Origin of the sequence: Pseudomonas sp. NFACC10-1, from assembly GCF_900119195.1 — a bacterium.
GTDB classification, from domain to species: Bacteria; Pseudomonadota; Gammaproteobacteria; order Pseudomonadales; family Pseudomonadaceae; genus Aquipseudomonas; species Aquipseudomonas cerasi.
Map to the genome: position 1 here is coordinate 554,280 of NZ_FPJB01000002.1, position 23,214 is coordinate 577,493.

At 59.0% G+C, this 23,214-nt stretch carries 26 protein-coding genes; 10 read left to right on the plus strand and 16 right to left on the minus strand.

Translation table 11 applies throughout. The features are described 5' to 3' along the window. Window positions 1-17: 17 nt before the first annotated feature. Together BT119_RS07145 and BT119_RS07150 are read right to left on the minus strand one after the other, a co-directional pair. Entirely contained in the window at window positions 18-890 is an 873-nt protein-coding gene (locus BT119_RS07145; protein ID WP_072365203.1) for a phytanoyl-CoA dioxygenase family protein, read from the minus strand. A gap of 24 nt (window positions 891-914) precedes the next feature. After that, on the minus strand, window positions 915-2,435 hold the full coding sequence (locus BT119_RS07150) for an amino acid ABC transporter permease/ATP-binding protein (RefSeq protein WP_072365205.1): 1,521 nt from the start codon (window positions 2,433-2,435) through the stop codon (window positions 915-917). Window positions 2,436-2,961: 526 nt separating this feature from the next. Here BT119_RS07150 and BT119_RS07155 point away from each other — a divergent pair. After that, window positions 2,962-3,825, plus strand: a complete 864-nt coding sequence (locus tag BT119_RS07155) for a LysR family transcriptional regulator (protein WP_044310527.1) — start codon at window positions 2,962-2,964, stop codon at window positions 3,823-3,825. A gap of 171 nt (window positions 3,826-3,996) precedes the next feature. Here BT119_RS07155 and BT119_RS07165 read toward each other — a convergent pair whose 3' ends face one another. Then, window positions 3,997-4,272, minus strand: coding sequence for an accessory factor UbiK family protein (locus tag BT119_RS07165; protein ID WP_003367538.1), 276 nt, complete (start codon window positions 4,270-4,272; stop codon window positions 3,997-3,999). Window positions 4,273-4,689: 417 nt separating this feature from the next. On the opposite strand from BT119_RS07165, the gene glnK reads away from it, so the two are divergent. The 4 genes from glnK (at window position 4,690) to sutA (ending at window position 7,494) form a co-directional block, all read left to right on the plus strand. Continuing rightward, window positions 4,690-5,028, plus strand: a complete 339-nt coding sequence (gene glnK / locus BT119_RS07175; RefSeq protein ID WP_002555808.1) for a P-II family nitrogen regulator — start codon at window positions 4,690-4,692, stop codon at window positions 5,026-5,028. A 33-nt stretch (window positions 5,029-5,061) separates the two neighbouring features. Continuing rightward, window positions 5,062-6,399 (plus strand): ammonium transporter, encoded by a 1,338-nt coding sequence (locus BT119_RS07180; protein ID WP_003435008.1) that lies wholly within the window; start codon window positions 5,062-5,064, stop codon window positions 6,397-6,399. A 241-nt stretch (window positions 6,400-6,640) separates the two neighbouring features. Next, a complete protein-coding gene (locus tag BT119_RS07190; protein WP_003367544.1) occupies window positions 6,641-7,060 on the plus strand; it encodes a secondary thiamine-phosphate synthase enzyme YjbQ in 420 nt (139 codons plus the stop codon). 104 nt (window positions 7,061-7,164) lie between these two features. Further along, entirely contained in the window at window positions 7,165-7,494 is a 330-nt protein-coding gene (gene sutA / locus BT119_RS07195; RefSeq protein WP_003367546.1) for a transcriptional regulator SutA, read from the plus strand. A 70-nt stretch (window positions 7,495-7,564) separates the two neighbouring features. Here the strand turns inward: sutA and BT119_RS07200 are convergent, their stop codons facing one another. Genes BT119_RS07200 through BT119_RS07225 form a run of 6 tightly spaced genes read right to left on the minus strand, consistent with a single transcriptional unit; the run spans window position 7,565 to window position 12,139 of the window. Continuing rightward, on the minus strand, window positions 7,565-8,257 hold the full coding sequence (locus BT119_RS07200; protein ID WP_003435013.1) for an HAD family hydrolase: 693 nt from the start codon (window positions 8,255-8,257) through the stop codon (window positions 7,565-7,567). After that, window positions 8,250-9,149 carry a tyrosine recombinase XerC gene (gene xerC / locus BT119_RS07205; protein WP_072365207.1) on the minus strand — a complete coding sequence of 300 codons (900 nt, stop codon included), beginning with the start codon at window positions 9,147-9,149 and terminating at the stop codon, window positions 8,250-8,252. Before xerC ends, BT119_RS07200 begins: the two co-directional genes overlap by 8 nt. A gap of 2 nt (window positions 9,150-9,151) precedes the next feature. Then, on the minus strand, window positions 9,152-9,886 hold the full coding sequence (locus tag BT119_RS07210) for a DUF484 family protein (RefSeq protein ID WP_003367552.1): 735 nt from the start codon (window positions 9,884-9,886) through the stop codon (window positions 9,152-9,154). 13 nt (window positions 9,887-9,899) lie between these two features. Beyond that, on the minus strand, window positions 9,900-10,730 hold the full coding sequence (gene dapF, locus BT119_RS07215; RefSeq protein ID WP_044310515.1) for a diaminopimelate epimerase: 831 nt from the start codon (window positions 10,728-10,730) through the stop codon (window positions 9,900-9,902). A gap of 5 nt (window positions 10,731-10,735) precedes the next feature. After that, window positions 10,736-11,983: a diaminopimelate decarboxylase gene (gene lysA / locus BT119_RS07220; protein ID WP_003425829.1), complete on the minus strand. Its 1,248-nt coding sequence runs from the start codon at window positions 11,981-11,983 to the stop codon at window positions 10,736-10,738. 9 nt (window positions 11,984-11,992) lie between these two features. Then, the gene (locus BT119_RS07225; protein ID WP_002555817.1) at window positions 11,993-12,139 is read right to left on the minus strand and encodes an LPS translocon maturation chaperone LptM; all 147 of its coding nucleotides are present in this window, start codon (window positions 12,137-12,139) and stop codon (window positions 11,993-11,995) included. Between the two features lie 237 nt (window positions 12,140-12,376). On the opposite strand from BT119_RS07225, the gene cyaY reads away from it, so the two are divergent. From cyaY to rnk, 3 genes are all read left to right on the plus strand, one after another. Next, a complete protein-coding gene (gene cyaY / locus BT119_RS07230; RefSeq protein WP_002555818.1) occupies window positions 12,377-12,709 on the plus strand; it encodes an iron donor protein CyaY in 333 nt (110 codons plus the stop codon). Window positions 12,710-12,711: 2 nt separating this feature from the next. Continuing rightward, a complete protein-coding gene (locus BT119_RS07235; RefSeq protein WP_003318094.1) occupies window positions 12,712-12,948 on the plus strand; it encodes a DUF1289 domain-containing protein in 237 nt (78 codons plus the stop codon). A gap of 134 nt (window positions 12,949-13,082) precedes the next feature. Further along, window positions 13,083-13,490: a nucleoside diphosphate kinase regulator gene (gene rnk, locus BT119_RS07240; RefSeq protein ID WP_003367560.1), complete on the plus strand. Its 408-nt coding sequence runs from the start codon at window positions 13,083-13,085 to the stop codon at window positions 13,488-13,490. 93 nt (window positions 13,491-13,583) lie between these two features. On the opposite strand, the gene BT119_RS07245 is transcribed toward rnk, so the two are convergent. From BT119_RS07245 to BT119_RS07275, 7 genes are all read right to left on the minus strand, one after another. Beyond that, on the minus strand, window positions 13,584-16,430 hold the full coding sequence (locus BT119_RS07245) for a class I adenylate cyclase (RefSeq protein ID WP_072365208.1): 2,847 nt from the start codon (window positions 16,428-16,430) through the stop codon (window positions 13,584-13,586). A 182-nt stretch (window positions 16,431-16,612) separates the two neighbouring features. Then, complete coding sequence (locus BT119_RS07250; RefSeq protein WP_003367562.1) at window positions 16,613-16,861, minus strand: TIGR02647 family protein; 249 nt, start codon at window positions 16,859-16,861, stop codon at window positions 16,613-16,615. A gap of 216 nt (window positions 16,862-17,077) precedes the next feature. Then, window positions 17,078-17,353: a hypothetical protein gene (locus tag BT119_RS07255; protein WP_003344493.1), complete on the minus strand. Its 276-nt coding sequence runs from the start codon at window positions 17,351-17,353 to the stop codon at window positions 17,078-17,080. Between the two features lie 91 nt (window positions 17,354-17,444). Then, complete coding sequence (gene gltP, locus BT119_RS07260; RefSeq protein ID WP_003367565.1) at window positions 17,445-18,776, minus strand: glutamate/aspartate:proton symporter GltP; 1,332 nt, start codon at window positions 18,774-18,776, stop codon at window positions 17,445-17,447. A gap of 457 nt (window positions 18,777-19,233) precedes the next feature. Next, entirely contained in the window at window positions 19,234-20,139 is a 906-nt protein-coding gene (gene rimK, locus BT119_RS07265; RefSeq protein WP_003318100.1) for a 30S ribosomal protein S6--L-glutamate ligase, read from the minus strand. Next, the gene (locus BT119_RS07270; protein WP_175550560.1) at window positions 20,136-20,579 is read right to left on the minus strand and encodes a retropepsin-like aspartic endopeptidase RimB; all 444 of its coding nucleotides are present in this window, start codon (window positions 20,577-20,579) and stop codon (window positions 20,136-20,138) included. The genes rimK and BT119_RS07270 overlap by 4 nt, the downstream gene beginning before the upstream one ends. A 49-nt stretch (window positions 20,580-20,628) precedes the next feature. After that, window positions 20,629-21,411 carry a S6 modification regulatory phosphodiesterase RimA gene (locus BT119_RS07275; RefSeq protein WP_003367569.1) on the minus strand — a complete coding sequence of 261 codons (783 nt, stop codon included), beginning with the start codon at window positions 21,409-21,411 and terminating at the stop codon, window positions 20,629-20,631. A 171-nt stretch (window positions 21,412-21,582) separates the two neighbouring features. Here BT119_RS07275 and BT119_RS07280 point away from each other — a divergent pair, with 171 nt between their 5' ends. Continuing rightward, window positions 21,583-21,990 carry an RNA-binding S4 domain-containing protein gene (locus BT119_RS07280; RefSeq protein ID WP_044310511.1) on the plus strand — a complete coding sequence of 136 codons (408 nt, stop codon included), beginning with the start codon at window positions 21,583-21,585 and terminating at the stop codon, window positions 21,988-21,990. A gap of 177 nt (window positions 21,991-22,167) precedes the next feature. Then, entirely contained in the window at window positions 22,168-23,070 is a 903-nt protein-coding gene (gene hslO / locus BT119_RS07285; RefSeq protein ID WP_003367572.1) for an Hsp33 family molecular chaperone HslO, read from the plus strand. Window positions 23,071-23,214: the final 144 nt, after the last annotated feature.

Below are 23,214 nucleotides of genomic sequence, written 5' to 3' on the forward strand. Positions count from 1 at the left end.
TCGTGGAGTCATGGAGATCAGGCAACGGCGGCGTCTTTTCCGGCTTGCTGCACGAAAAATGAAGCACCCTTGGGTTTCTGCGGCAGGCGGATATGGTTCTCGGTGCTGCGTACCAGACCGCTCTCCTGGCCAGCGACCATCAACCCGGCATGCTCGCTGGGCAAAGGGTTCTCACCGAACGGCAATGCGTCTTCAGCCGCATAGACGCTGATGAACAGCGTGCGCGGGAACTCGGTTTCGTTGGGGCTTGAAGCATGCAGCAGGCGTGTGTGCATGAAGCACACCGAGCCCGACGGGCCATAGCAGGCGACCGGTTGCTGGCAATGCTGTTCAACCACCGCATCTTCCACGGCACCGGTGAAACGCTCGTTCTGCCAATGCGACCAAAGCGCCTGCTTATGGCTGCCCGGCGCGACGTTCAGCGGGCCGTTTTCGGGGGTCACATCGCTGATCATCAGCAACGCGGTAACCAGGTCATCGTTGCTGTGCGGTGTGAAGAGGAAGTCCTGATGCCACTTCACCTGAGTCGCGGTGTGCGGCAGCTTGGAGTTGATCTTGCTGTGATGAAAACGGGTGCCATTGCCGCCGATCAGCTGCGCCGCGATGGCTGCCATCCGTGACTGGAATGCCGCGTGCTGGTAGGCCGGCGAGATCTCCGTGGGCGAAGCCACGCGGCGCAGCGACGGGTGATCCGGCCGATGATCGCTTTCGATGTCGAAGCGCGGACGCCCGTCCTGAGTCTGCCCCCAGGCCTGACTCTGACTGCGGCTGTCGTCGACCCAATGGTCGAAGTCCTGCTGAAGCGCTGCCACTTCATCGGCTGCCAGCACGCCCTCCACTACCAGAAAACCCTGCTCGTGAAACTGGTCAATCTGCCATTGCTCGATCATGTTCTTCTCCTCTTCAACAAGGCCTCAGGCCAGTGAGACATCTTTAAGAAAGGCTTCAACGCGGGGGTGCTGGCCGTCGCGTAGCGTCTGGGGTTTGTCATCGCAGATCACGCGTCCCTTCTCCATAAAGACGATGCGGTCAGAGACCTTGAAGGCGAAGTTCATTTCATGGGTCACGATGACCATCGTGATGCCTTCCTGGGCCAGGGTTTCAATGACCTGCAACACCTCGTTGACCTTCTCCGGGTCAAGCGCCGAGGTGGGCTCGTCGAACAGCATGATTTGCGGGCGCATCATCAGGGCGCGAGCGATGGCGACACGTTGCTGCTGGCCACCCGACAACTGATGCGGGTATTTCCAGGCGTGCTCCAGCATCCCGACCTTGTTCAGCAATTCGTAGGCCTGCTGCTTGAGCTCGGGGACCGGCGCCAGGCGGTGATAACGCGGGGCCAGCAGCAGGTTGTTCAACACCGTCAGGTGCGGAAACAGGTTGAAGCTCTGAAACACCATGCCGATGTTCAGGCGGTAGGCGGCGTTCTCCACGTAACGCGGCTTTTGCGCGCCCTGGCGAACCAGGTGAATGAATGGCTGGCCGTTGATCTTGATGTCGCCGTTGTCGATCTGCTCAAGGCCATTGAGCAGCCGGATCAGCGTGGTTTTGCCCGAGCCTGATGGGCCGATCACCGACACCACCTCGCCGGAATTGATCTGCAGGCTGACCGCACCGAGTACTTCGATGTCGTTGTACGCCTTGTGCAGTCGCGTCGCTTGCAGTGCCGGCCCTTCGAAGTCGATGACAGGACGAGCGACAACCGCCGATTTGCGGCTGGCCAGCTCAAGCATTTCGGCGTCCGGCGTGCGGGTCACCTTGTGCTGCGTGACGTCCAGATAGCGCTCCAGGCGTTTGAGCAGGAAGTCGAATACGGTCACGATCAGCACGTAATAGAACGCCACGGCCGCCATGGTTTCCATCACCAGAAAGTTCTGCGAATACAGGCGCTGACCGACCATCAGGATCTCGGTCAGCGAGATCACTGAAACCAGTGAACTGAGTTTGACGATGGAGATGTATTCGTTGGTCAGCGACGGCAGCGCCACACGCAGCGCCTGCGGGATCACGATCCGCCATTGCGTGCCCACGAAACGCAGGCCCAGTGCCCGGGCAGCTTCGGTCTGGCCCTTGGCGATGGACAGCAGGCCGCCGCGATGAATTTCCGCGACGTAGGCCGTTTCGCACATCACCATGGCAATCAGGCCGGCCCAGAACGGATTGGCCAGCACCGCCGAGGTAGCGGGTACTGCCTGTGGCAAGTTGTAGACAAAGATCAGCAGTACCAGTAACGGTAAACTGCGAAATAACCAGATATAGGCTTTGGCCGGCAAGTTGATCAGCGGCAAAGATGATTGTTTGGCCAGCGCGAGAACAAAACCCAGAACAATACTGATGACCCAGGTCAGTACACTGAGTTGAATGACCGTCCAGGTGGCCATCCAGAATTCCGTATCGCTGAACAGGCCAAACATGTATTTCCAATCAAACGTCATTGTCGGCTCGCTCGGCAAATTGAATAGTGATGGGCGACGTCCTGTTGAAGTTGAAACGGGACGCTGTCCGTTTGCCCTTCTGAAGCCATCATGATTGATGCCAGGTCCGGTAGCCAAATAGTAAGTTTTAGCCCGCAGCATAGGAAAATCCTAAGCAGAGATGCCTGTATTCATCTTCAGGGTGGCAGCGCGTTAAAAAGGCTTAGTGATGCTTTAGTGTCACACCGAGTGGATTGCACACTTTTAGGGCGATTGAATAAAGACGCCGCGATAATCGCTCGTAATAGGTGCGCCGCCCGCATTTGCGGGCTTGTCTGGCAAGCGCCTATTATTTAGGGATGCTGCTGAATGACCATGGCCAGCGGCGGGCTCGACTAATACCGCAAGACGCGAGCGGCTGGCACGCTCCTCGCTAAGCATAGGTAAAAGCTATTCAAGTGCAGCCGTCCAGGGTCTGCTCAGCACGAGGTAACACGTGGCTCACTTCACCTTGAAACAGCTCAAGTATTTCGTGACAGCGGTCGAAATGGACAGCATTGCCGAGGCCTCGCGACAGCTGCATATTTCGCAGCCGTCTATTTCCGTCGCCATCAAAAACCTCGAAGAAGCCTTCAATCAGCCGCTGTTTGTCCGTCACCACGCTCAAGGTGTTTCGCTAACTTCCGGTGGCGGGAAAGTGTATGAGAAAGCCAAAGAGTTGCTGCGACTTTCCGAAGAGCTCGAACAAAACTCCCGGGCTGAAAACAAACATGTTTCCGGCACTATCGCCATTGGCTGTTTTGAATCGGCCGCCCCGCTTTACATGCCCAGACTGGTGGCCGGTTTCAAGCGCTTATACCCGGACGTCACCATTCAGCTCTATGACGGCGAGCAACATGAACTGATGCACGGGCTGCACCGTGGGCGCTTCGATCTGGCGTTTCTGTACGACCTGGAACTGGGAACCACGATCAACAAGGAGGAATTGAATGCACCGCACAAGCCCTATGCGCTGCTGCCGGCAGCCCACCCTCTGGCGAAGAAAAAAACCGTGACCTTGCTGGAGCTGAGCCACGAACCGATGATCCTGCTCGACGCCGTACCCAGCAGGACCTACTTCATCGATATCTTCACGGAAAAGGGCTACGCGCCGGTGGTCGCGTACAGTTCACCATCGATCGAAATGGTGCGCTGTATGGTCGGCCAGGGCCTAGGGTTTTCGGTGCTGGTCACTCGCCCCAGAACCAACATGACCTACGACGGTGAGCTGCTGGTGCAGCTCGATATCGAAGACGACATGCCCGCCTCCACGCTGGTCATGGCCTACCTGCGCAACAACCAGCCAACCCGTGCGACACGCCTGTTCATGGATTATTGCCGGACCATCGAGCTGGCACCGCCTGCAGCCTGAAGGCGCTTGCGAATCCTGCAACGAATGCTGGCTGAACCTGCAACTGACTCACCACCTGGGCAAGACAGAAATGGAAAAGGCCGTTCAGATTCGCGAGCAGGTCAGGTGCCTGGCTCGCTGTGCATGACAATGTTCAGCGCTGCAGCGCACTGACTGCAAAACAAGGAAAGCTTATTCGGCTTTTTCAGGCCCTGCGGCCCCGGCGGCCTTTTCTTCCAACTCGGCCATCTTGGCCTCCAGCGCTTCCAGGCGGGCGCGGGTGCGGGCGAGGACGGCCATCTGGCTGTCGAACTCTTCACGGCTGACCAGATCCAGTTTGCTGAAGCCGCTTTGCAGCAGGGCCTTGAACTGGGTTTCGAATTCGCTGCGCGGTACAGGCGTTTCGCCATTGAACAGGCGAGAGGCGTGGCCGCTGAGAGCGTCAAGAAAGGCTTTGGGCGCGAGCATGGTGATTTTCCTGAATCAGAGGGCGGCAGTGTAACACGCAGTGTCTATAGTCACTTCCAGGTGCGCGATGCACGCTTATGGAGCGCGATGACGGGCACATGAGCACCATTGCTGTGCATTCGCTCCTTGATGGACCCTGCAAGGTCGTGCAAAACCAGCCCAAGAGCCTGTATTCAATGAATATTCGCGAGATGGCAAGCTTTCTGCTTAGTGGCTTATGACCCATGCACTGATGCAGTCGCTGTGACGAATGCAGTGCGGCAGGCGGAGCGGGGAAGTGTTTCGTCAGAAGCGGTTTTCTGGAGTTGGTCTGGCCTGATCAGGCGGCCAGCACGTTACAAAGCCAGACACTGCGCTTAGACTTGAGTCGGGTTTGTTTTCCTGGGGCAAGTCCACCAAATTCGGGAGAAAGTTTTCATGAAGCTAGTCACTGCCATCATCAAGCCGTTCAAACTGGATGACGTGCGCGAGTCGTTGTCTGAAATCGGCGTGCAGGGCATCACCGTCACTGAAGTCAAAGGCTTCGGGCGTCAGAAGGGTCACACTGAGCTTTATCGCGGTGCTGAATACGTCGTCGACTTCCTTCCCAAAGTGAAGATCGATGTCGCCATCGATGACAAGGATCTGGATCGTGTCATCGAAGCCATAACCAAGGCTGCCAACACTGGCAAGATCGGTGACGGCAAGATTTTCGTGGTCAATCTGGAACAGGCCATCCGCATCCGTACCGGCGAGACCGATACAGACGCTATTTAAGCCGCCAAACCCAACGCCCCAGGAGAAAACAATATGACTCTGCGTCAATTCGCAGGGCTCGGTGCCCTGTTGTCCCTCGCATTACCTGGTCTTGCCCTGGCGGCTGACCCAGTGGCCGAGCCGGTGCTGAACTCTGGCGACACTGCATGGATGCTGACCTCGACCGCTCTGGTCCTGTTCATGACCATCCCCGGTCTCGCGCTGTTCTACGGCGGCATGGTTCGTTCCAAGAACATTCTGTCGGTGATGATGCAGTGCTTCGCCATCACCGGCCTGATCAGCATCCTGTGGGTCGTCTACGGCTACAGCATCGCGTTTGACACAACCGGCATGGAAGCGGGCGTCGTCAACTTCAATTCCTTCTTTGGCGGTATGGGTAAAGCGTTCCTGGCAGGCATCACGCCGGCAAGCATTACCGGTCCTGCTGCGTTGTTCCCTGAGGCGGTGTTCGTCACCTTCCAGATGACCTTCGCAATCATCACCCCTGCCCTGATTGTCGGTGCTTTCGCAGAACGCATGAAGTTCTCCGCGATGCTGGTGTTCATGGGTATCTGGTTCACTCTGGTCTACGCGCCAATCGCCCACATGGTCTGGGGCGGCGTCGGTGGTTTGCTGTGGGACTGGGGCGTTCTGGACTTCGCTGGCGGCACCGTCGTACACATCAACGCCGGTATAGCCGGTCTGGTGGCCTGCCTGGTACTGGGCAAGCGCAAAGGCTTCCCGACCACGCCGATGGCACCGCACAACCTGGGTTACACCCTGATCGGCGCAGCGATGCTCTGGGTCGGCTGGTTCGGCTTCAACGCCGGCTCCGCGGCTGCAGCCAACGGCACTGCCGGTATGGCCATGCTGGTTACTCAAATCGCTACCGCGGCCGCCGCACTGGGCTGGATGTTCGCCGAGTGGCTGACTCACGGTAAGCCAAGTGCTCTGGGTATCGCTTCGGGCGTGGTTGCCGGTCTGGTTGCCATTACCCCTGCCGCCGGTACCGTTGGCCCGATGGGCGCTTTGATCATCGGTCTGGCAGCGGGCGTGATCTGCTTCTTCTGCGCAACCAGCCTCAAGCGCAAGCTGGGCTACGACGACTCCCTGGATGCGTTCGGCGTTCACGGCATTGGCGGTATCGTCGGCGCGATCCTGACCGGCGTGTTCGCAGCACCTGCACTGGGCGGTTTCGGCACCGTGACTGACATCGGTGCTCAGGTCTGGATTCAGTTCAAGGGCGTTGCGTTCACCGTTGTCTACACCGCAATCGTGACCTTCATCATCCTCAAGGTGCTGGATGCGGTCATGGGGCTGCGCGTCACCGACGAGGAAGAGTCTGTCGGTCTGGACCTTGCGCAACACAACGAGCGTGGCTACAACTTGTAAGCTTCGGCCTACGCAAAAAAGAATGCCCGGTCTCCGGGCATTTTTTTGTCTGACGTTTGTGGATATACCGCCGCTTTTTGCTGTCATTGATCTTGCCCGTGTCAATGATTTCGGCACCGTGACGCAGCGCAGGTAACGAGGTTGCGACAGTCTTCGTCAACTTGCAGGGAAGCCGGTTTATTGCGCGCTTTGCTTTTTTCTCAGTCGAGTTAGAATGCGCGCCGAAGGTGCGGAGAACGGTATGTGGCATCAATCCAGGATTGCCTTGCGGGCCAGGCCCCGCGGGTTCCATCTGGTGACTGACGAGATAGTCGCGGGTTTGCCCGCATTACGCGATTGTCGTGTCGGTCTACTGCATGTATGGCTGCAACATACCTCGGCTTCGTTGACCGTCAACGAAAATGCCGATCCGGCGGTACGTCGCGACTTTGAGCGTTTTTTCAACCGTCTGGTGCCCCAGGGCGTGGACGGCTACGAACATGACGACGAAGGCCCTGATGACTTGCCAGCGCATTTCAAGGCCAGTCTGCTGGGCTGCCAGTTGCTGTTGCCGGTTACGGCTGGGCGACTGGCGCTGGGCACCTGGCAAGGTATTTACCTGGGCGAACATCGAGACGCTGGTGGATCTCGTAACGTCCTGGCCACCCTTCAGGGTGAGTAGACATCACCGCTGAGATCAGCGGTTGTTGAATTTTTCCGATCGCCTTAGCATTTCCGGGCGGTTGGGCTATAACTAATCAGCTTTCGCAAGTCATGAGGTACAACATGAGCGACGACGACGATATTAAGGATGATCTGGAAGACGATCTGGACGGCGAAGAAGACGATGGTCTCGCAGCTGCCTCCCCGGAAGACGAAGCAGCCGAACCAGACGATTCCGACGTTCCGGCGGCACCCGCAAAAGGCAAGGCCAAGGCTGCTGTCTCGGTCGATGAACTGCCCAGCGTAGAAGCCAAGAACAAGGAACGTGATGCGCTGGCACGTGCCATGGAAGAATTCCTGGCGCGTGGCGGCAAGGTGCAGGAAGTGGAGGCCAACGTGGTCGCCGATCCGCCCAAGAAGCCTGACAACAAATACGGTAGCCGCCCTATCTGAGGCTGCATGGCTGTATGAGGAAAGCCCGCCGTCGCTGCGGGCTTTTCTATGCGCGCCTGTCAGTGCGCTTTCAGGCCCAGCGCGCCAGCACCTCGGGCAGTTGCGACAGGTTGTGGATCTCGGCATCCGGCAGTCGATCCGCATCCCAGGCCTTGCCCTGCGGGTTGTACCAGATGGCGCGCATGCCAGCCTGCTGGGCGCCTGCGATATCGTCCCTGGGGTGGTCGCCGACATGCACCGCCGAGCCGGCATCGACCCTTGCGCGGCGTAGCGCCTCCACGAACGGCGCCGGGTCAGGCTTGCCGATGCCCAGGTCCTCGGCGCACAGCGCGAAGGCAAAGTAGTCTGCCAGTCCTAAACGACGCACATCGGCATTGCCATTGGTAATCACGCCCAGCGTGAAGGTCTTGGCAAGAATTTCCAGCATCGGTTGCACCTCAGGGAAAATCTGCACCTGATGGCGGCCATGCAGGAACACCTCAAAGCCCCGGTCGGCCAGGTCCTGTGCCGCGTCAGGGTCGTAACCGGCATCTTCGAGTGCATGGAACAGCACGCGGCGGCGCAAGGCGCTGATGCGGTGCTTGAAGGACGGGTCTTCAGCCACGAGACGCGAGCGGATTTCCCACAGGTGCTCGACAGGAACCGCCCCCAGCCTGGGCGCGTGTTCGCCCAGCCAGTCACGCAGCGTGACTTCGGCACCGGCAATGGCAGGAGCGGTGTCCCAGAGCGTGTCGTCAAGATCAAACGTCACCAGCTTAATCATCTGCAGCTCCTTTACGTTTGGCTCGGGGATGGGCGCTGTCATAAACAGTAGCCAAATGCTGGAAATCCAGGTGCGTATATATCTGCGTGGTCTTGATATCCGCATGACCCAGCAATTCCTGCACGGCGCGCAAGTCCTGTGACGATTCGAGCAGATGGCTGGCGAAGGAGTGACGCAGCATGTGCGGGTGCAGATTCTGCCCCAGCTCTCGCTCACCGGCCGCCTTGAGTCGCACCTGAATCGCGCGCGGGCCCAGGCGCCTGCCTTGCAGGCTGACAAATACCGCATCGTCCTGCGGATTGGTCAGGGCGCGTAACGGCAACCAGACTTCCAGTGCCTGGCGCGCCTTGCTGCCCACAGGCAATACGCGGGTCTTGCTGCCCTTCCCCAGCACCTGCACCAGACCGTCGCGCAGGTCCAGTTGATCGAGGTTCAGGCCAGTCAGTTCGGACAATCGCAACCCTGATGAGTAAAGCAGCTCCAGAATGGCCTGATCACGGTGCGCCAGAAAATCATCTTCAACGCCGCCGTCCAGCAATTGTGCGGTGCGGTCGGTGTCCAGGGTCTTGGGCAGACGCCGCTCGCCCTTGGGCGGTGACAGGCCGTTTGCCGGGTCGTGCTGGCAGATGCCTTCGCGATTGAGGTACTTGTAGAAGCCGCGCACCGCCGACAGCATCCGCGCCAGGCTGCGTGAAGACTGGCCCTGCTGGTGCTGGCGTGCAGTGAAGCTGCGCAGGTGCTGGATATCCAGGTCACTCCAGCTCGACAACCGGGCCTTCTGGCAATACGCCAGAACCTTGCCCAGATCGCGCCGGTAGGCTTCCAGCGTGTGAGGCGACACCTGGCGCTCACTGCGCAGGTGCATGCAGTAGGCGTCCAGATGCTGTTCCATGGCTAGCGAACCGAGCGTAATGAGTGGGCGAAGCGCGGCAGCAGGCGGCTCAGCACGTCGGCGATATAGCTGAGAAACAGGGTGCCGACCGAGCTTTTGTAATGCTGCGGATCGCGGCTGCCGATGGCCAGCACGCCATGCAGGCCCAGATGATTGAGGCTGGCGATGGCGGTCGAACCGACCTCCTTGCCCTGTTCTGCACCAAATAGAAACGCCAGTTCATGCTCACGCAGGGCGCCGCAGATGATCTTCTCGCCAATCAGGCCGCCGATGGCTTTCTGTGCTTCGGCACCGCTGACCCAGCGCCCCACGGGCATCGGGCTGTCGCTGAACAGGATCAGGCTGACGAAGGGCACCTGAAAGTCCTGACGCAGGCTGTCTTCGACGGCGATGACCAGCTCGTCCAGGCTGGTCGCATCCATCAGCGCGAGGTTCAGGCGTCGGGTCTTCTCGAACAGGCGGTCGTTGTCCCGTGCGACGTCCATCAATTGCGACAGGCGATGGCGCATTTCGATATTGCGCTCGCGCAGCAGCTTGAGCTGACGTTCGACCAGCGAAACGGTGTCGCCACGCTGGTGCGGGATGCGCATCGACACCAGCAGCTCGTCGTGCTCGGCGAAGAAGTCCGGGTGCTCGAGCAGGAAGGCGATGACCGCCTCTGCTTCAAGGTCTGGCGCTGCGCTATCGACAGGCGATTCGCAGGGGGTGCCTGTTGAAGCGGGAGGTTGATCGGTCATGGTACTTACTCACTCAAAGACGAACTTGGCCTTCATAAACCCTGACTGCGGGGCCGGTCATCATGACAGAATGTCCCGGCCCAGCCCATTCGATGGACAGGCGCCCTCCGGGCAGGTCGATCAGCAGTGGCGAATCCATCCAGCCCTGACTGATGGCAGCGACAGCCGCCGCACAGGCACCGGTTCCACACGCCTGGGTTTCCCCGGCGCCGCGTTCCCAGACACGCAACTGCGCCCGCTGACGGTCCACAACGTGGAGAAAGCCGACGTTGACCCGGGCCGGAAAGCGCGGGTGATGCTCGATCTTCGGCCCCAGCTCATGCACCGGTGCGTTATTGATGTCATCGACCCGCAGCACGGCATGCGGATTGCCCATGGACACAGCCGCCATTTCGATACTCTGTCCGTCGACGTCAACGGTGTAACAGGTGGCCTGCTCCGCTGCTTCGAAAGGTATCTCTTCGGGGACAAACCTTGGCGGTCCCATGTCGACGCTGATCTGCCCGTCGCTGCGGATATCCAGTTCGATGATGCCGCTCTTGGTCTCGACGCGGATCTGCTTTTTGGCCGTCAGACGCTTGTCGAGTACAAAACGGGCAAAGCAGCGCGCGCCGTTGCCGCATTGTTCGACTTCGGAGCCGTCTGAATTGAAGATTCGATAGCGAAAGTCCACATCCGGATTGTTCGGCGCCTCGACCAGCAAAAGCTGATCGAAACCGATACCGGTGTGGCGGTCGCCCCATTGTTTGGCGTGCTTGGGCAAGATATGCGCGTGCTGACTCACAAGGTCAAGGACCATGAAGTCGTTACCCAGCCCGTGCATCTTGGTAAAACGCAGCAGCATGGGGATTACTCCGGCAGCAGGCTTTCGCCAGCGAACAGCTCGGCCACGGTTTCGCGACGACGCACTTCAAAAGCCTGGGAACCGTCGACCAGCACCTCAGCGGCACGGCCACGGGTGTTGTAGTTCGAGCTCATGACGAAGCCATAGGCGCCGGCTGAATGAACGGCCAGCAGATCGCCCTCGGCCAGCGCCAGCTCGCGACCCTTGGCGAGGAAATCGCCGGTCTCGCAGATCGGCCCGACGATGTCGTACGCACGAGGTTCGCTGTCACGCGGACGCACCGCCGTGACATCCATCCAGGCCTGATACAGGGCAGGCCGGATCAGATCGTTCATCGCCGCATCGACGATGGCAAAATCCTTGTGCTCGGTGTGCTTGAGGTATTCGACACGGGTCAGCAGCGCGCCCGCGTTGGCGACGATGAAGCGTCCCGGCTCGAACAGCAGCCCCAGGTCGCGACCGGCCAGTCGCTCACGCACGGCCTTGATGTAGTCGGCCGCCAGCGGAGGTTCTTCGTCGCGATAACGCACGCCAAGGCCGCCACCCAGATCGATGTGGTGCAGATGAATGCCGCAGTCGCCCAGACGATCAACCAGGTCCAGCAGACGATCCAGTGCATCGATAAACGGTTCGAGCGTGGTCAGTTGCGAGCCGATATGGCAGTCGACCCCGATCACTTCGAGGTTCGGCAGTTGCGAAGCGCGAATGTACACGTCTTCAGCCGCTGCAATGGCGATGCCGAACTTGTTTTCCTTGAGGCCCGTGGAGATGTAGGGGTGAGTGCCTGCATCCACGTCCGGATTGACCCGCAGCGATATCGGCGCACGAACGTTGAGTTCGGCGGCCACTTCCTGCAGGCGCTCCAGCTCGTCGGTGGATTCGACGTTGAAGCAATGCACGCCGACTTCAAGGGCGCGACGCATGTCTTCGCGGGTCTTGCCGACACCGGAAAAGACGATCTTTTCGGCTTTGCCACCTGCCGCCAGTACACGCTCCAGCTCGCCACGCGAGACGATGTCGAAACCGGCGCCGAGGCGCGCCAGGACATTGAGCACGCCCAGGTTGGAGTTGGCTTTGACGGCGAAGCAGACCATGTGCGGCATGCCGCTCAGCGCGTCGGCGTAGGCACGGTATTGCGCTTCGATGTGAGCGCGCGAGTAGACATAGGTCGGCGTGCCGAAGCGCTCGGCAATGGCAGACAATGCTACCCCTTCCGCGAACAGCTCACCGTCGCGGTAGTTGAAGGCGTCCATTGGAGTCCCTTAAAGGTGCTTGTGCGATTGCGATTTGGCTTGTTCGTCCGGGGTCTTGGTGTCATCCGGCAGATACAGCGGGCCTTTCTGGCCACAGGCTGTAACAAGACAAGCGACCGCGACAAGCGCAGCAAGCGAAGAGATCAGGCGCTTCATGGCGAAATCCTTTGTAAAAGCATTAATTGCGCCCGAGTATACCGACCACCCGGCACCTTGCCTATGCGAGCGGCGTCCCGTCTGGCGGGCCTTTGGCGTGAAAGCCGCAGCAGAGCGGTGGTTGATCGGATTAATACGATCGTGTGTTGCCAATGATGAGTAAGCTTTGCATTTGCCTGCCTGCGTCCGTATCTTGCCCCTCTGCGCTATTTGCAGACACTTATCGAGGTTCCCGCAATGAGTTTGACCGAAGCCCGTTTTCACGACCTCGTCGATGCGACGCAGCAGGTGTTGGAAGATGTTTTCGACGAGAGCGGCCTGGATGTCGATCTGGAAAACTCGGCCGGCGTCCTCACCGTCAAGTTCGAAAACGGCTCGCAACTTATCTTCAGTCGTCAGGAGCCGCTTCGTCAGCTGTGGCTGGCAGCCCGCTCCGGCGGCTTTCATTTCGATTATGACGAAGAGAACAGCCGTTGGGCATGCGACACCAGTGATGAGCTGCTCAGCGAAATGCTTGCGCGCATCACCCTTGAGCAAGCCGGCGTCGAACTGGATTTCGACGAGATCTGATCGTGAGCCAGTCCCCCGTTCGACCGCCCAAGCCGCTTTTCAGCAACGTTAGCCCGGCAGTAGCCTCTCCGTGTATCAGCCTGTGTCGGCTCGATGAGCAGAAGGTTTGCCTGGGGTGCTTCCGTCATGTCGAAGACATCCGCGAATGGCGCTCGGCCGATGACGACCGCCGCCGCCAGATTCGCCATGAGGCCGATCAGCGTCGAGCCCGCGCCGAGGTTGATCAGGCCGCAGGCTGAAACCGCGTCGGGTTGTGTATTTATTGCGCTGTGTTAGTGTCAGGCCATGCCTCTGCAGATCAGGAGGCTCGTCAAACCCCGCCAATTGGTGGGGTTTTGTTTTATCAGGGAGAATAAAGGAGTCTGCCCAGACCATGACCACAGCACCTTCGATCATCCTCACCCGACTCGATGTACAGCGTCTTGAGAGCTTTATCGCCAGCCAGGACGAAGACACGCCGGGTATCCAGGCGTTGCAGGCCGAACTGGACCGCGCCGACCAGGTGGTTGGCCACGATGAAGTGCCTGCGGGCGTTGTGACCATGAATTCGCGTGTGCATTGCCGCGAAGAAGTCAGCGGCAAGGACTACCACCTCAAGCTGGTTTATCCACAGGATGCGGGCGCGGACGGCACCGTCTCGGTCCTGGCGCCAATGGGCTCGGCGCTGCTGGGCCTGCAAATCGGCCAACACATCGACTGGCCTGCACCGGGCGGCAAGACCCTGAAACTGACCTTGCTGGCAGTGGAGTATCAGCCGGAAGCGGCGGGCGAGTACGAGTAATCGAAGGCGCCGCATCCGCAGAGTGCGTCCGCATCCAGGATGCGGACGCAGAGCGTGCGGAACGATAGGCGCGCGCGGAAGGACAAGCGTACGTCAGGCCTGATCCATCGCCTCGTTCAGCAGCTTTTCCAGTTCGGCCTTGTGGCGCAGGAAGAGAATGCTTTGCCCGTGCTTGCCGTCCAGCAGACCGGACAGGTCCAGGTCGGTGATGTAACAGCGATAGCGCTGGGGCTCCAGGCGTTTGCCGAGGATTTGCTGCGCGACGGCGGCGTACAGTCGATCGCCGTATTCCAGTTCTGAAAACTCGCTGTTGTCGCAGTACAGGGTGGCGTTCAGTTGCCCTGGCGAGGTTTCTTCGATGATTGCCTGCACGTCGTAAAACGCCTTGTCCACTGCAATCGGCACCAGTCGATGTTCGACACGTCGTGCAGGCCCAGCACCGGAGGGCAGCATCTGATAGTAAAGGGTTTCCAGCGTAACCGGCGCGGACGGATCATCCAGCGGCAATGAAGCGCCGCGGCGATAAACCAGCGCGTTCAGAAAGCGCTGCAGCGGCACCAGCAGGCTTTGTTCATCGTGATACGGCAGACGCTGGTGCCAGAGCGAATTGTGTTCGTCGAGTACATACAGGTCAGCATCCGGCTCGTTGACCCGGTAGAACACCTGAATGCACTCAGGCTGACCCAGCGGCAGGATCAGGGACAGATCGTGATCATCGAGTGCCTGCGGGTCCAAGTGCAACGGGCTGTAGGACGACAGTTCCTCACCCAGGTACTTGAACAGACCCGGCAGGCTGTTGACCACCACATGTCCGATCTGACCCGGCTTCATCTCCAGCACGTGATACTGCTGCTGCACCTGAATCAGGTAACGGTGATTGAGCCGCCTCTCCAGTAACAAACGCGCCGTGCCGATCAGTTCTTCAACACGCTGGGCAATCGCGGGCGCGCGGTTGTGGCAGAAGCAGCGCACGTGAATCTGCGGCTGCTTACCACTCTGCGGCAGGCTGCCGAGCAGTTCGCTCATGCAGTCGAGCAGGGCGTGCGGGCCGTCGTAGCGGCTGACCAGGGTTTCGTTCCAGGTATTGAGGGTGATCTGGTCCAGCGTCAGCACCAGATTTTCCCGGACACCCGCATAACTGAGCGAGTCGGTGCGCTCGGTGGTCATCAGAATATTCAGGTCGCGGTGATGCCTGAGCGGATCGACGCCGACATTGATCAACAGCAGGATCTCACTGGGCGTACTGGGCATCAGCAACGCCTCATCGCTGACCTCGGGCAGTGGCAGTTGAATGCTCTGCTGCAAGGCGCCCATCAGGTTGAACAGCTCGAACTCGCTCAGGTCACTGGCGCCCGGGTGCAATGCCACGCGGGTGGTGCTGTCGATCACGGTATTGCGATGGCACCAGGTCAGCAGGTCAAGCAATTCACGGCTGCGTTTGATGGGTGAGAAATTCGGCCACTCATGAATGCCCAGATTGCCGTTGAACAAGGCCCACTGATGCTTGCCGGGCTCGCGCTTGTCGGGGGAATGCACCAGCGTCAGCGTATCTTCGGCAAGGTCAGGGGCGATGCCCGGGTTGATGAACTCGACCTTGCCCGCCTTGCGCTCAAAAGCCGCATAAAGGCGCCGCCCCAGAATGGTCAGGTCGCGGGCGTTGAGCGCATCGGCAGTGCTTTGCGTTTTGGCGAATCGGCTCTGAAAGCGGTAGCTGTAATTCAACTCGTTGACCAGTGCGCGGCGCTCGCCGGCCACCTGGCGGACTTTCCACTGGCTGCGGCTGTCGAGCAGCGCCAGTTGTCGCTCGTCCCAACCCCACTCCGTCGTCAGGCGTTCCAGCAGTTGACGCTGCCAACCGACGTTGCGCAGGCGGGTCGACCCGGTGAGCTTCTTGTTGACCTTCAGGTACAGGCTGCGCCGCACCAACTCCAGGCGTTCCGGCTCGTTGCGTGCCTGCAGGTGCTCCTCGATACGTCGGTACACGACCACGTAAGGGTCCAGCTCATCCGGGTCCAGTTGATTGGCGAACACCGCTTGCTTGAAACGCAGACTCAGGCACTGCACGCGAGGATGCTCGCTGGAATAGACCTCGATCAACAGCAGCTTGAGCACAGACTTGTAGGGCGACTCGATGCCTTTGAACAACTGCCACAATCCGGCACCGATGAACTCGGCCGGAGGAATGTGCGACATCGGACCGAGATCGAGCACCTCGCTGGCGCGGATGAAGCGCTTGCTCAGCAGGGTATGGGTGTAATCCTCGTAATTCTGCTCCTCATAGACCGGCACCAGCCACCACATCGGGGTGCGCCCGGCGAGCCAGATCGCCGTGCGATAAAACTCGTCGAGCAACAGGTAATGCTGAGTAGTCCCGCAATCGTCCGAGCTGAGCTGCGAATCGCGCTCGCCACTCTTGAAACGCTGTGGGTTGATCAGAAAGAAATGCGCCTCTGCGCCCATCGTCGCAGCCCAGGCTTCAAGTGCCTGGCATTTCTTGCGCAGTTCGACGATAGCCTCCGGGTCCAGCTCGCTGTCGTGGCAGACCCAGACATCCATATCGCTTTGTTCAGCCTGAGCCAGTGTGCCGAGGCTGCCCATCAGAAACAGGCCATGAATCGGCTGGGGCGGGTTGCCGTGCCGGGCCTTGTAGGAAAAGGAGCGTGTCAGCCGCTGCGCCTCGGCCAGGGCCAGCGTGTCCGGCTCGTAATGCGAAACGCCAGCAGGCGTGCTGCCGGAAACATAACCGGGCAACAGCGGATGATTGACGTGAAAGAACAGCGGCAGCAGGGTCAGAACGCTTTGCTGGCGAGTCGACATACCTTCCAGCGCACGCGCGTATCGCCCGTCGTTGAGCGACAGGAAACGGTTACGCAGCTGGCTGAGAACCTTGCGGTCGATGCCCTCATCCAGGTCGGGGCGAATTTCAGGATTACGCGTCATCGCAACTCAAGGCATCTGGCCTGTGCAGGCGTGGAATTACCGAGAAAGATGGCGGAGAAGGTTTGCAGCCGAGGGAAGCGGATCCGGTCGGATGGTTATTCTGGCGCCAACGTCCTGTATCGACTGGCGCTCGAATAAGTGAAGGGCCTGCCACGCTTTTTTGTGCGCAGGCCCTGCGCCTGTCAGGCAGCTTGTTTAGAGACGTTGAGGATGGTCAGCAATGATTGGGCATGCTGGGCGGCCTCGAGCCCGAGGCTGGTCAGATAACCGCCATCGACCTGGGTCGTCAGCCCTTTATCGAAGAGTCTTTGTGCTGCTGCGACGGCCGTGGGTGCCGCTACATGGTGGACTTTGAGGCCTTCCTGGGTGTTTCCCAGATTGAACAGTGCAAGGATTTCCAGTTCGGCAACCAACTCAGGGGTATACGACATAGGTACTCCAGACTTTTTGTAGTAGTACGACCTCACCGGCTGGTGGGTGTGCTCTGGAATCGACGTGTCCGATCTGCGCTCGTCGGTTCTGGATGACCGTTAAAGCCGGTTTGGCGTGTGGCCCCGGAGGATCAAGCGGCAGCGGGGCATTTGCAGTGTAGTCAGCGTCTGAAGTGTTTGCAGCATATATCTTGCTGGCATGCTCGGACCGCAGGATTACTTTTCCGGCGGCAGGTCGGGCAGGGCGCGCAGCGCTGCTTCATACCATTGAGTGTCGAACGGACGGTCCTGCTCCAGCAAGGCATCGATCTCGATAGCCAGCACGTGGGCCATCATCTCCAGAATATCCTCACGCTCATAGTTCACCAGGGTCAGCATGTTGAAGACCGCTCTGGCTGCAGGCGGATTACCGGCTTCGATCTGGTTTTCGATGGCTTCGATCAGGGTCGAGGCAGCAAAGTCTTCTTCGTCATTATCGATGTCGTCGGTCATGGTCACTCCTCAGGTAAGGCAGGCAGTCTAACCGGCGACCTGAAAACAACAAACCCCGGAGGTCCGGGGTTTGTCAGTACATTGGCGAAGATCAGTCCGCTGTCGGCTGGCCCATCGGTACAGGCTCTTTGCTGCGCCAGTGCGGCAGGGATTCCCAGTAGCGTTCGCCCTTGGCATCGTCGTACATGCCTTCCCAGCGCGAAATGACCAGCACTGCCAGCGCATTGCCGATCACGTTCAACGCGGTACGCGCCATGTCCATGATCCGGTCGACACCGGCGATGAATGCCAGGCCTTCCAGTGGAATACCGGCACTGCCCAGGGTCGCCAGCAGCACGACGAAGGAAACGCCTGGCACACCCGCGATGCCTTTGGAGGTGACCATCAGGGTCAGTACCAGCATCAACTGCGCGCCAATCGACAGGTCGATGCCGTACAACTGAGCGATGAAGATCGCTGCGATGCTCTGATAGAGCGTCGAGCCGTCGAGGTTGAACGAGTAGCCCGTAGGCACCACGAAGCTGCAGATCGCCTTCGGCGCGCCATACGCTTCCATCTTCTGGATCACGCGTGGCAGCACGGTTTCGGAGCTGGCGGTGGAGTAGGACAGAATCAGCTCGTCCTTGAAGATGCGCATCAGCTTGATGACCGAAAAGCCGAATGCACGAGCGATCAACCCCAGCACCACAAAGGCGAAGAAGGCGATGGCCACATAAACCAGAATCACCAGCTTGGCGAGCGGCAACAGGGAGGCGAAGCCGAAGTTGGCGACAGTCACCGCAATCAGGGCAAACACGCCGATCGGCGCGTAGTTCATGATCATGTGAGTGACCTTGAACATGGTTTCCGAGACACCCTGAAACAGTTTCACCAGCGGCTCACGGACCTCGGCCTGCAGGCTGGAAAGCCCCAAACCGAACAGCACTGAGAAGAAGATGATCGGCAGCATCTCGCCACGCGCCATGGCGGCGAAGATGTTGGACGGGATCAGGTTGAGAATGGTCGCGATAAATGCGTGATCGTGCTGAACCTCGGCCGTAGTCTGCTGATACTTGGAGATGTCAACGGTGCCCAGGGTGCTCATGTCGATGCCGGTGCCCGGATGGAACACGTTAGCCAGCACCAGGCCCACCAGAATCGCGATCGTGGTGACGACTTCGAAATAGAGGATGGTCTTGAGACCGATACGCCCCAACTTCTTGGCATCGCCCACACCCGCGATGCCGACGATCAGCGAGGCAACAACGATAGGGATAACGATCATCTTGATCAGACGAATGAAGATATCGCCTGCGGGCTGCAGGATGTTGGTGATCCACCAGGCCTTTTCTGCGCTGAAATGATTGAGTAACGCCCCCACAGCGATACCCAGTACCAGTCCGATCAGAATCTGCCAGGCCAGACTCAGCTTTGCCTTCTTCATATTATTACCCTTGTTCAAAGTGGCTTGGGCACGTCCAAAACCAATGCGCCGAGCTGCTTTTTCACAGCAGTTTCGGGGCAGAAGCTCCCTTTGGAAATGTCCCGAGAAGGTCACCGCAGACGAGCATCCCAGCTCTGTAGCAGGCGAAAAAAGTCGCAACTATTCCCATGGCGCGCGTATACGTCTAATGCCGTAAACGACTACCTCATGCATGATCGGCATACAAATACGGGAGAAATGTGTTGATTTATGTCACGCGGGAGGATGGCTATTCGGCGCGAAGCTGGCTATTACGTCGCCTTAAGCTGAACAGGGGGATACGGGTACAAAGACGCGATGCAAAGACCCGGACTCGACTACCAAGCCTATTTACCTGATGTACGGTAGCTGAGAGCCCAGGCCAGTCTGTCCGCAGACAGAACGCCGGCCCGAGCAATCTGAACGGGTGCGGGACCCGTCAGCCCTTACCTTTGGTACGGGTCATGTGCGGGCCGCTGTTTTTCTCGAGGTACTCGATAATCATCCCGGCCACGTCCTTGCTGGTGGTCACTTCAATGCCTTCCAGGCCAGGCGAGGAGTTGACCTCCATCACCAGAGGGCCGTGATTGGAACGCAGGATATCCACACCCGCCACGCTCAGTCCCATGACCTTGGCTGCACGCAACGCGGTCATGCGCTCTTCAGGCGTGATCTTGATCAGGCTGGCGCTGCCACCGCGGTGCAGGTTGGAGCGAAACTCGCCCGGTTTGGCCTGACGCTTCATCGAGGCAATGACCTTGTCACCGACCACGAAGCAGCGAATGTCGGCGCCGCCCGCTTCCTTGATGTACTCCTGAACCATGATGTCCTGCTTGAGGCCCATGAAGGCTTCGATCACCGATTCGGCCGCCGTGGCCGTTTCGCACAGCACCACGCCGATCCCCTGAGTGCCTTCAAGCACCTTGATGACCAGCGGCGCGCCGTTGACCATCTGGATCAGGTCGGGAATGTCGTCGGGCGAGTGAGCGAAACCGGTGACCGGCAAGCCGATCCCCCGGCGTGACAGGAGTTGCAACGAGCGCAGCTTGTCCCGCGAACGGGCAATGGCGACCGATTCATTGAGCGGAAACACGCCCATCATTTCAAACTGACGCAACACCGCACAGCCATAGAAAGTCACCGAAGCACCGATGCGCGGGATCACCGCATCGAAGCCCTCCAGAGGTTTGCCGCGGTAATGGATCTGCGGCTTGTGGCTGGCGATGTTCATATAGGCGCGCAGGGTGTCGATCACCACCATCTCATGGCCACGCTCAATGCCAGCTTCGACCAGACGACGGGTGGAATACAGACGCGGATTACGCGAAAGCACAGCGATCTTCATGCAACACCTGAGGAAGTAGAGGCCGGGAACACCGGCTTGTCTTGTACGTAAGTTATGCCCGGATTGACCACCAGCTGGCCGTCGATCAGAGCCTTGGAACCCAGCAGCAGTCGATAACGCATCGACTTGCGGCAGGCCAGTGTGAATTCCACCGGCCAGATAAGATCACCCAGCGCCAGCGTTGTGCGAATGACATAACGCACCTGCGCCTGACCGTTGGAGCTTTTAATGGTTTTCATGGCAACCAGTTGCGCCTCGCAGCGACGATGGCGCAACTGCACCACCGTGCCAAGATGCGCGTTGAAGCGCACCCATTTCTGGCCATCGCGTTCAAAAGGTTCGATTTCCGTGGCATGCAGACTCGACGTGCTCGCACCGGTATCGATTTTTGCCCGCAGGCCTGCCACCCCCAGATCGGGTAGCGCCACCCACTCGCGCAGGCCGATGACTGTCAGATGATCGAATGTCTTCAATGTGATTCCGTACTTCTCAAGACTTCTGCCAGGCCTCGGGACTTATCCGGGCCAGGGCTTTGAATGCAGGTTTTGCGAACAGATAACCCTGCATCAGGGAAATGCCGCAGTCGGCGAGAAAGTCTCGTTCCTCCACCTGCTCTATACCTTCGGCAATCAGCTTAATCCCCAAGTCCGAACACATTGTGACAACCCCACGAACAATGGACTGACGCGCGCGATTGCGGTGAATGTCGCGGATCAGGTTCATGTCGAGCTTTATCAGGTCGGGTTGAAAATCCGCGAGCAGCGTCAGCCCGGAATACCCGGCCCCGAAATCATCGATGGCGGTCATGAAGCCGAACTCGCGATACTCGCGCAGAATGTTGCTCAAATGACCGTTGTTGTTCACATGTTCGCTTTCGATGGTTTCGAAAATCAAACGCTCGATAGGGAAGTTGTGTTGCCTGGCGGCCTCCAGCGTACTGCGGATGCACAGCTCGGGACGATACACGGCGTTGGGCAAGAAGTTGATCGATAAACGCTCGGTCATGCCCAGTTTCGCGGCACCAGCAATGGCGGTGGTGCGACAGCTTTGATCGAATCGATAGCGGTTCTGGTCGGTGACCTGACTCAGGACTGACATTGCGCCCTCGCCATTGGGCCCGCGAACCAGCGCCTCATGAGCGAAAATCGACTGGTCGTGAAGGTTCACGATCGGCTGATAGGCGTAGTCAAACGAGAAATCCAGCTCTGGACTGCCAGTGCATCCAGCACACCCTTTTCTAGGGGCGGTCAACGAAGTTGGAAAATCTGTCACGTCGCGCTCCATTTAGGTGTGGGGCAATAAAAAGATGAATAGCTGTTTTTGACAAGCACATATCGGTTACTTCATGTTCATGGCGGCGCAGAAAAAGGGGGCGAGCGTGTGCCGTCGCTTTGTTTATCTGGCCTGGTAAAGTTCAGACTGTCACATTGATGAGGAATTCAAATGGCGCAAAAGCCAGAAGAAGACGATAAGGTCCGCCTGGATAAATGGCTCTGGGCCGCGCGCTTTTTCAAAACACGTGCGCTGGCCAAAGCGGCTATCGAAAGCGGCAAGGTGCACTGTCGCGGCGAACGTTGCAAGCCCGGCAAGGAGCCGCGTATCGGTGACGAGTTTCAGATTCGCATGGGCTTCGACGACCGCACGGTGGTGGTCGAGGCATTATCCATCGTTCGGCGTGGCGCGCCGGAGGCTCAAACGCTGTATCACGAGACGCCCGAGAGCATCGCCAGACGCGAGAACGCGGCGGCTCAGCGCAAGGCCGGCAACCTGGGTGTAACCACCGACGGAAAGCCGACAAAGAAGCAACGCCGGGAGCTTTTCGGTTTCCGCGCCAGCCAGAGCAACGACTGAAACACTGCACCGGGCAGCTCCGGCTATCAGTCCGAAGTGCCATCCAGCTTGGAAGCGCACCGGATAGCTCCTAAAATGCCGGTCAATCCGCATGGCCCACGGCGCTTTCGAGTGCCGGACGGCGTTTGCTCAGCCGCGTGCCATCCATTGTCATTACTTAAGATACCTTTCCTACCTATGCATGATTTCCCGGACATCGATTTCACCCAGCGCTTCATCTTCGACGAAAGCGACGTTCGCGGAGAACTGGTCGCTCTGGAGCGCAGTTACGCCGAAGTGCTCGCCAAGCATCCCTATCCGGAGCCGGTCGCGCAGTTGCTCGGCGAACTGATGGCAGCGGCGGCGCTGCTCGTCGGCACCCTCAAATTCGACGGCCTGTTGATCCTGCAGGCTCGCTCCAGCGGCGCAGTGCCATTGCTGATGGTCGAGTGCTCCAGCGAGCGTGAGTTGCGTGGCATCGCTCGCTACGACGAATCGCTGATCAACCCCGGCGCGGGCCTTCAGGACATGATGCCTGACGGATCGCTGGCGCTGACCGTCGACCCGCGCCAGGGCCAGCGTTATCAGGGCATCGTGGCGCTGGACGGCGTCGACTTGTCGGAAAGCCTCTCCAACTATTTCGTGATGTCCGAGCAGTTGGGTTCGCGTTTCTGGCTCAAGGCTGACAGTCACCGTGCGCGTGGCTTGCTGCTACAACAATTGCCTGCCGCGCAGATCACCGACGCTGAAGAGCGTGATGCCAACTGGGAGCATGTCATCACCCTGGCCAACACCCTCACGGCCGAAGAAATGCTGAGTCTGGATAACCAGACCATCCTGCATCGCCTGTTTCACGAAGACCCGGTTCGCCTGTTCGATATTCAACCGATCTGCTTCCGTTGCAGTTGCTCTCGCGAACGATCTGCCAATGCGCTGGTCAGTCTCGGGCTGGAGGACGCGCAGCAATTGGTTATCGAGCACAACGGTACGATCGAGATCGACTGCCAGTTCTGCAACGAACGCTATCTGTTCGATGCCACTGACGTCGCGCAGCTGTTTGCTGGCGGCGGTGTCGATTCGCCATCTGACACGCGCCATTAATCATCGCGTAAAGGGCCTCAGAATACGGTGTGGGCCCCTGTAATGCTGTTCTGACAGGAGGGTCCTACCATTTCCGGGCATTTCTGGCATAATCCGGCCCACTTTTACGCTGTAGTAGTGGTTGTTTTTTTACTACAAAACCGT

Coding starts and splice junctions, on each gene's coding strand:
- gltP (WP_003367565.1), bottom strand. CDS start 18,776: ATGAAGAAGGCAAAGCTGAGTCTGGCCTGGCAGATTCTGATCGGACTG.
- BT119_RS07155 (WP_044310527.1), top strand. CDS start 2,962: ATGGACAGCATTGCCGAGGCCTCGCGACAGCTGCATATTTCGCAGCCG.
- BT119_RS07225 (WP_002555817.1), bottom strand. CDS start 12,139: ATGAAGCGCCTGATCTCTTCGCTTGCTGCGCTTGTCGCGGTCGCTTGT.
- sutA (WP_003367546.1), top strand. CDS start 7,165: ATGAGCGACGACGACGATATTAAGGATGATCTGGAAGACGATCTGGAC.
- BT119_RS07255 (WP_003344493.1), bottom strand. CDS start 17,353: ATGACCGACGACATCGATAATGACGAAGAAGACTTTGCTGCCTCGACC.
- BT119_RS07245 (WP_072365208.1), bottom strand. CDS start 16,430: ATGACGCGTAATCCTGAAATTCGCCCCGACCTGGATGAGGGCATCGAC.
- glnK (WP_002555808.1), top strand. CDS start 4,690: ATGAAGCTAGTCACTGCCATCATCAAGCCGTTCAAACTGGATGACGTG.
- BT119_RS07150 (WP_072365205.1), bottom strand. CDS start 2,435: ATGACGTTTGATTGGAAATACATGTTTGGCCTGTTCAGCGATACGGAA.
- BT119_RS07210 (WP_003367552.1), bottom strand. CDS start 9,886: ATGACCGATCAACCTCCCGCTTCAACAGGCACCCCCTGCGAATCGCCT.
- rimK (WP_003318100.1), bottom strand. CDS start 20,139: ATGAAGATCGCTGTGCTTTCGCGTAATCCGCGTCTGTATTCCACCCGT.
- rnk (WP_003367560.1), top strand. CDS start 13,083: ATGACCACAGCACCTTCGATCATCCTCACCCGACTCGATGTACAGCGT.
- BT119_RS07280 (WP_044310511.1), top strand. CDS start 21,583: ATGGCGCAAAAGCCAGAAGAAGACGATAAGGTCCGCCTGGATAAATGG.
- BT119_RS07180 (WP_003435008.1), top strand. CDS start 5,062: ATGACTCTGCGTCAATTCGCAGGGCTCGGTGCCCTGTTGTCCCTCGCA.
- hslO (WP_003367572.1), top strand. CDS start 22,168: ATGCATGATTTCCCGGACATCGATTTCACCCAGCGCTTCATCTTCGAC.
- BT119_RS07190 (WP_003367544.1), top strand. CDS start 6,641: ATGTGGCATCAATCCAGGATTGCCTTGCGGGCCAGGCCCCGCGGGTTC.
- BT119_RS07250 (WP_003367562.1), bottom strand. CDS start 16,861: ATGTCGTATACCCCTGAGTTGGTTGCCGAACTGGAAATCCTTGCACTG.
- BT119_RS07165 (WP_003367538.1), bottom strand. CDS start 4,272: ATGCTCGCGCCCAAAGCCTTTCTTGACGCTCTCAGCGGCCACGCCTCT.
- xerC (WP_072365207.1), bottom strand. CDS start 9,149: ATGGAACAGCATCTGGACGCCTACTGCATGCACCTGCGCAGTGAGCGC.
- BT119_RS07145 (WP_072365203.1), bottom strand. CDS start 890: ATGATCGAGCAATGGCAGATTGACCAGTTTCACGAGCAGGGTTTTCTG.
- cyaY (WP_002555818.1), top strand. CDS start 12,377: ATGAGTTTGACCGAAGCCCGTTTTCACGACCTCGTCGATGCGACGCAG.
- dapF (WP_044310515.1), bottom strand. CDS start 10,730: ATGCTGCTGCGTTTTACCAAGATGCACGGGCTGGGTAACGACTTCATG.
- lysA (WP_003425829.1), bottom strand. CDS start 11,983: ATGGACGCCTTCAACTACCGCGACGGTGAGCTGTTCGCGGAAGGGGTA.
- BT119_RS07200 (WP_003435013.1), bottom strand. CDS start 8,257: ATGATTAAGCTGGTGACGTTTGATCTTGACGACACGCTCTGGGACACC.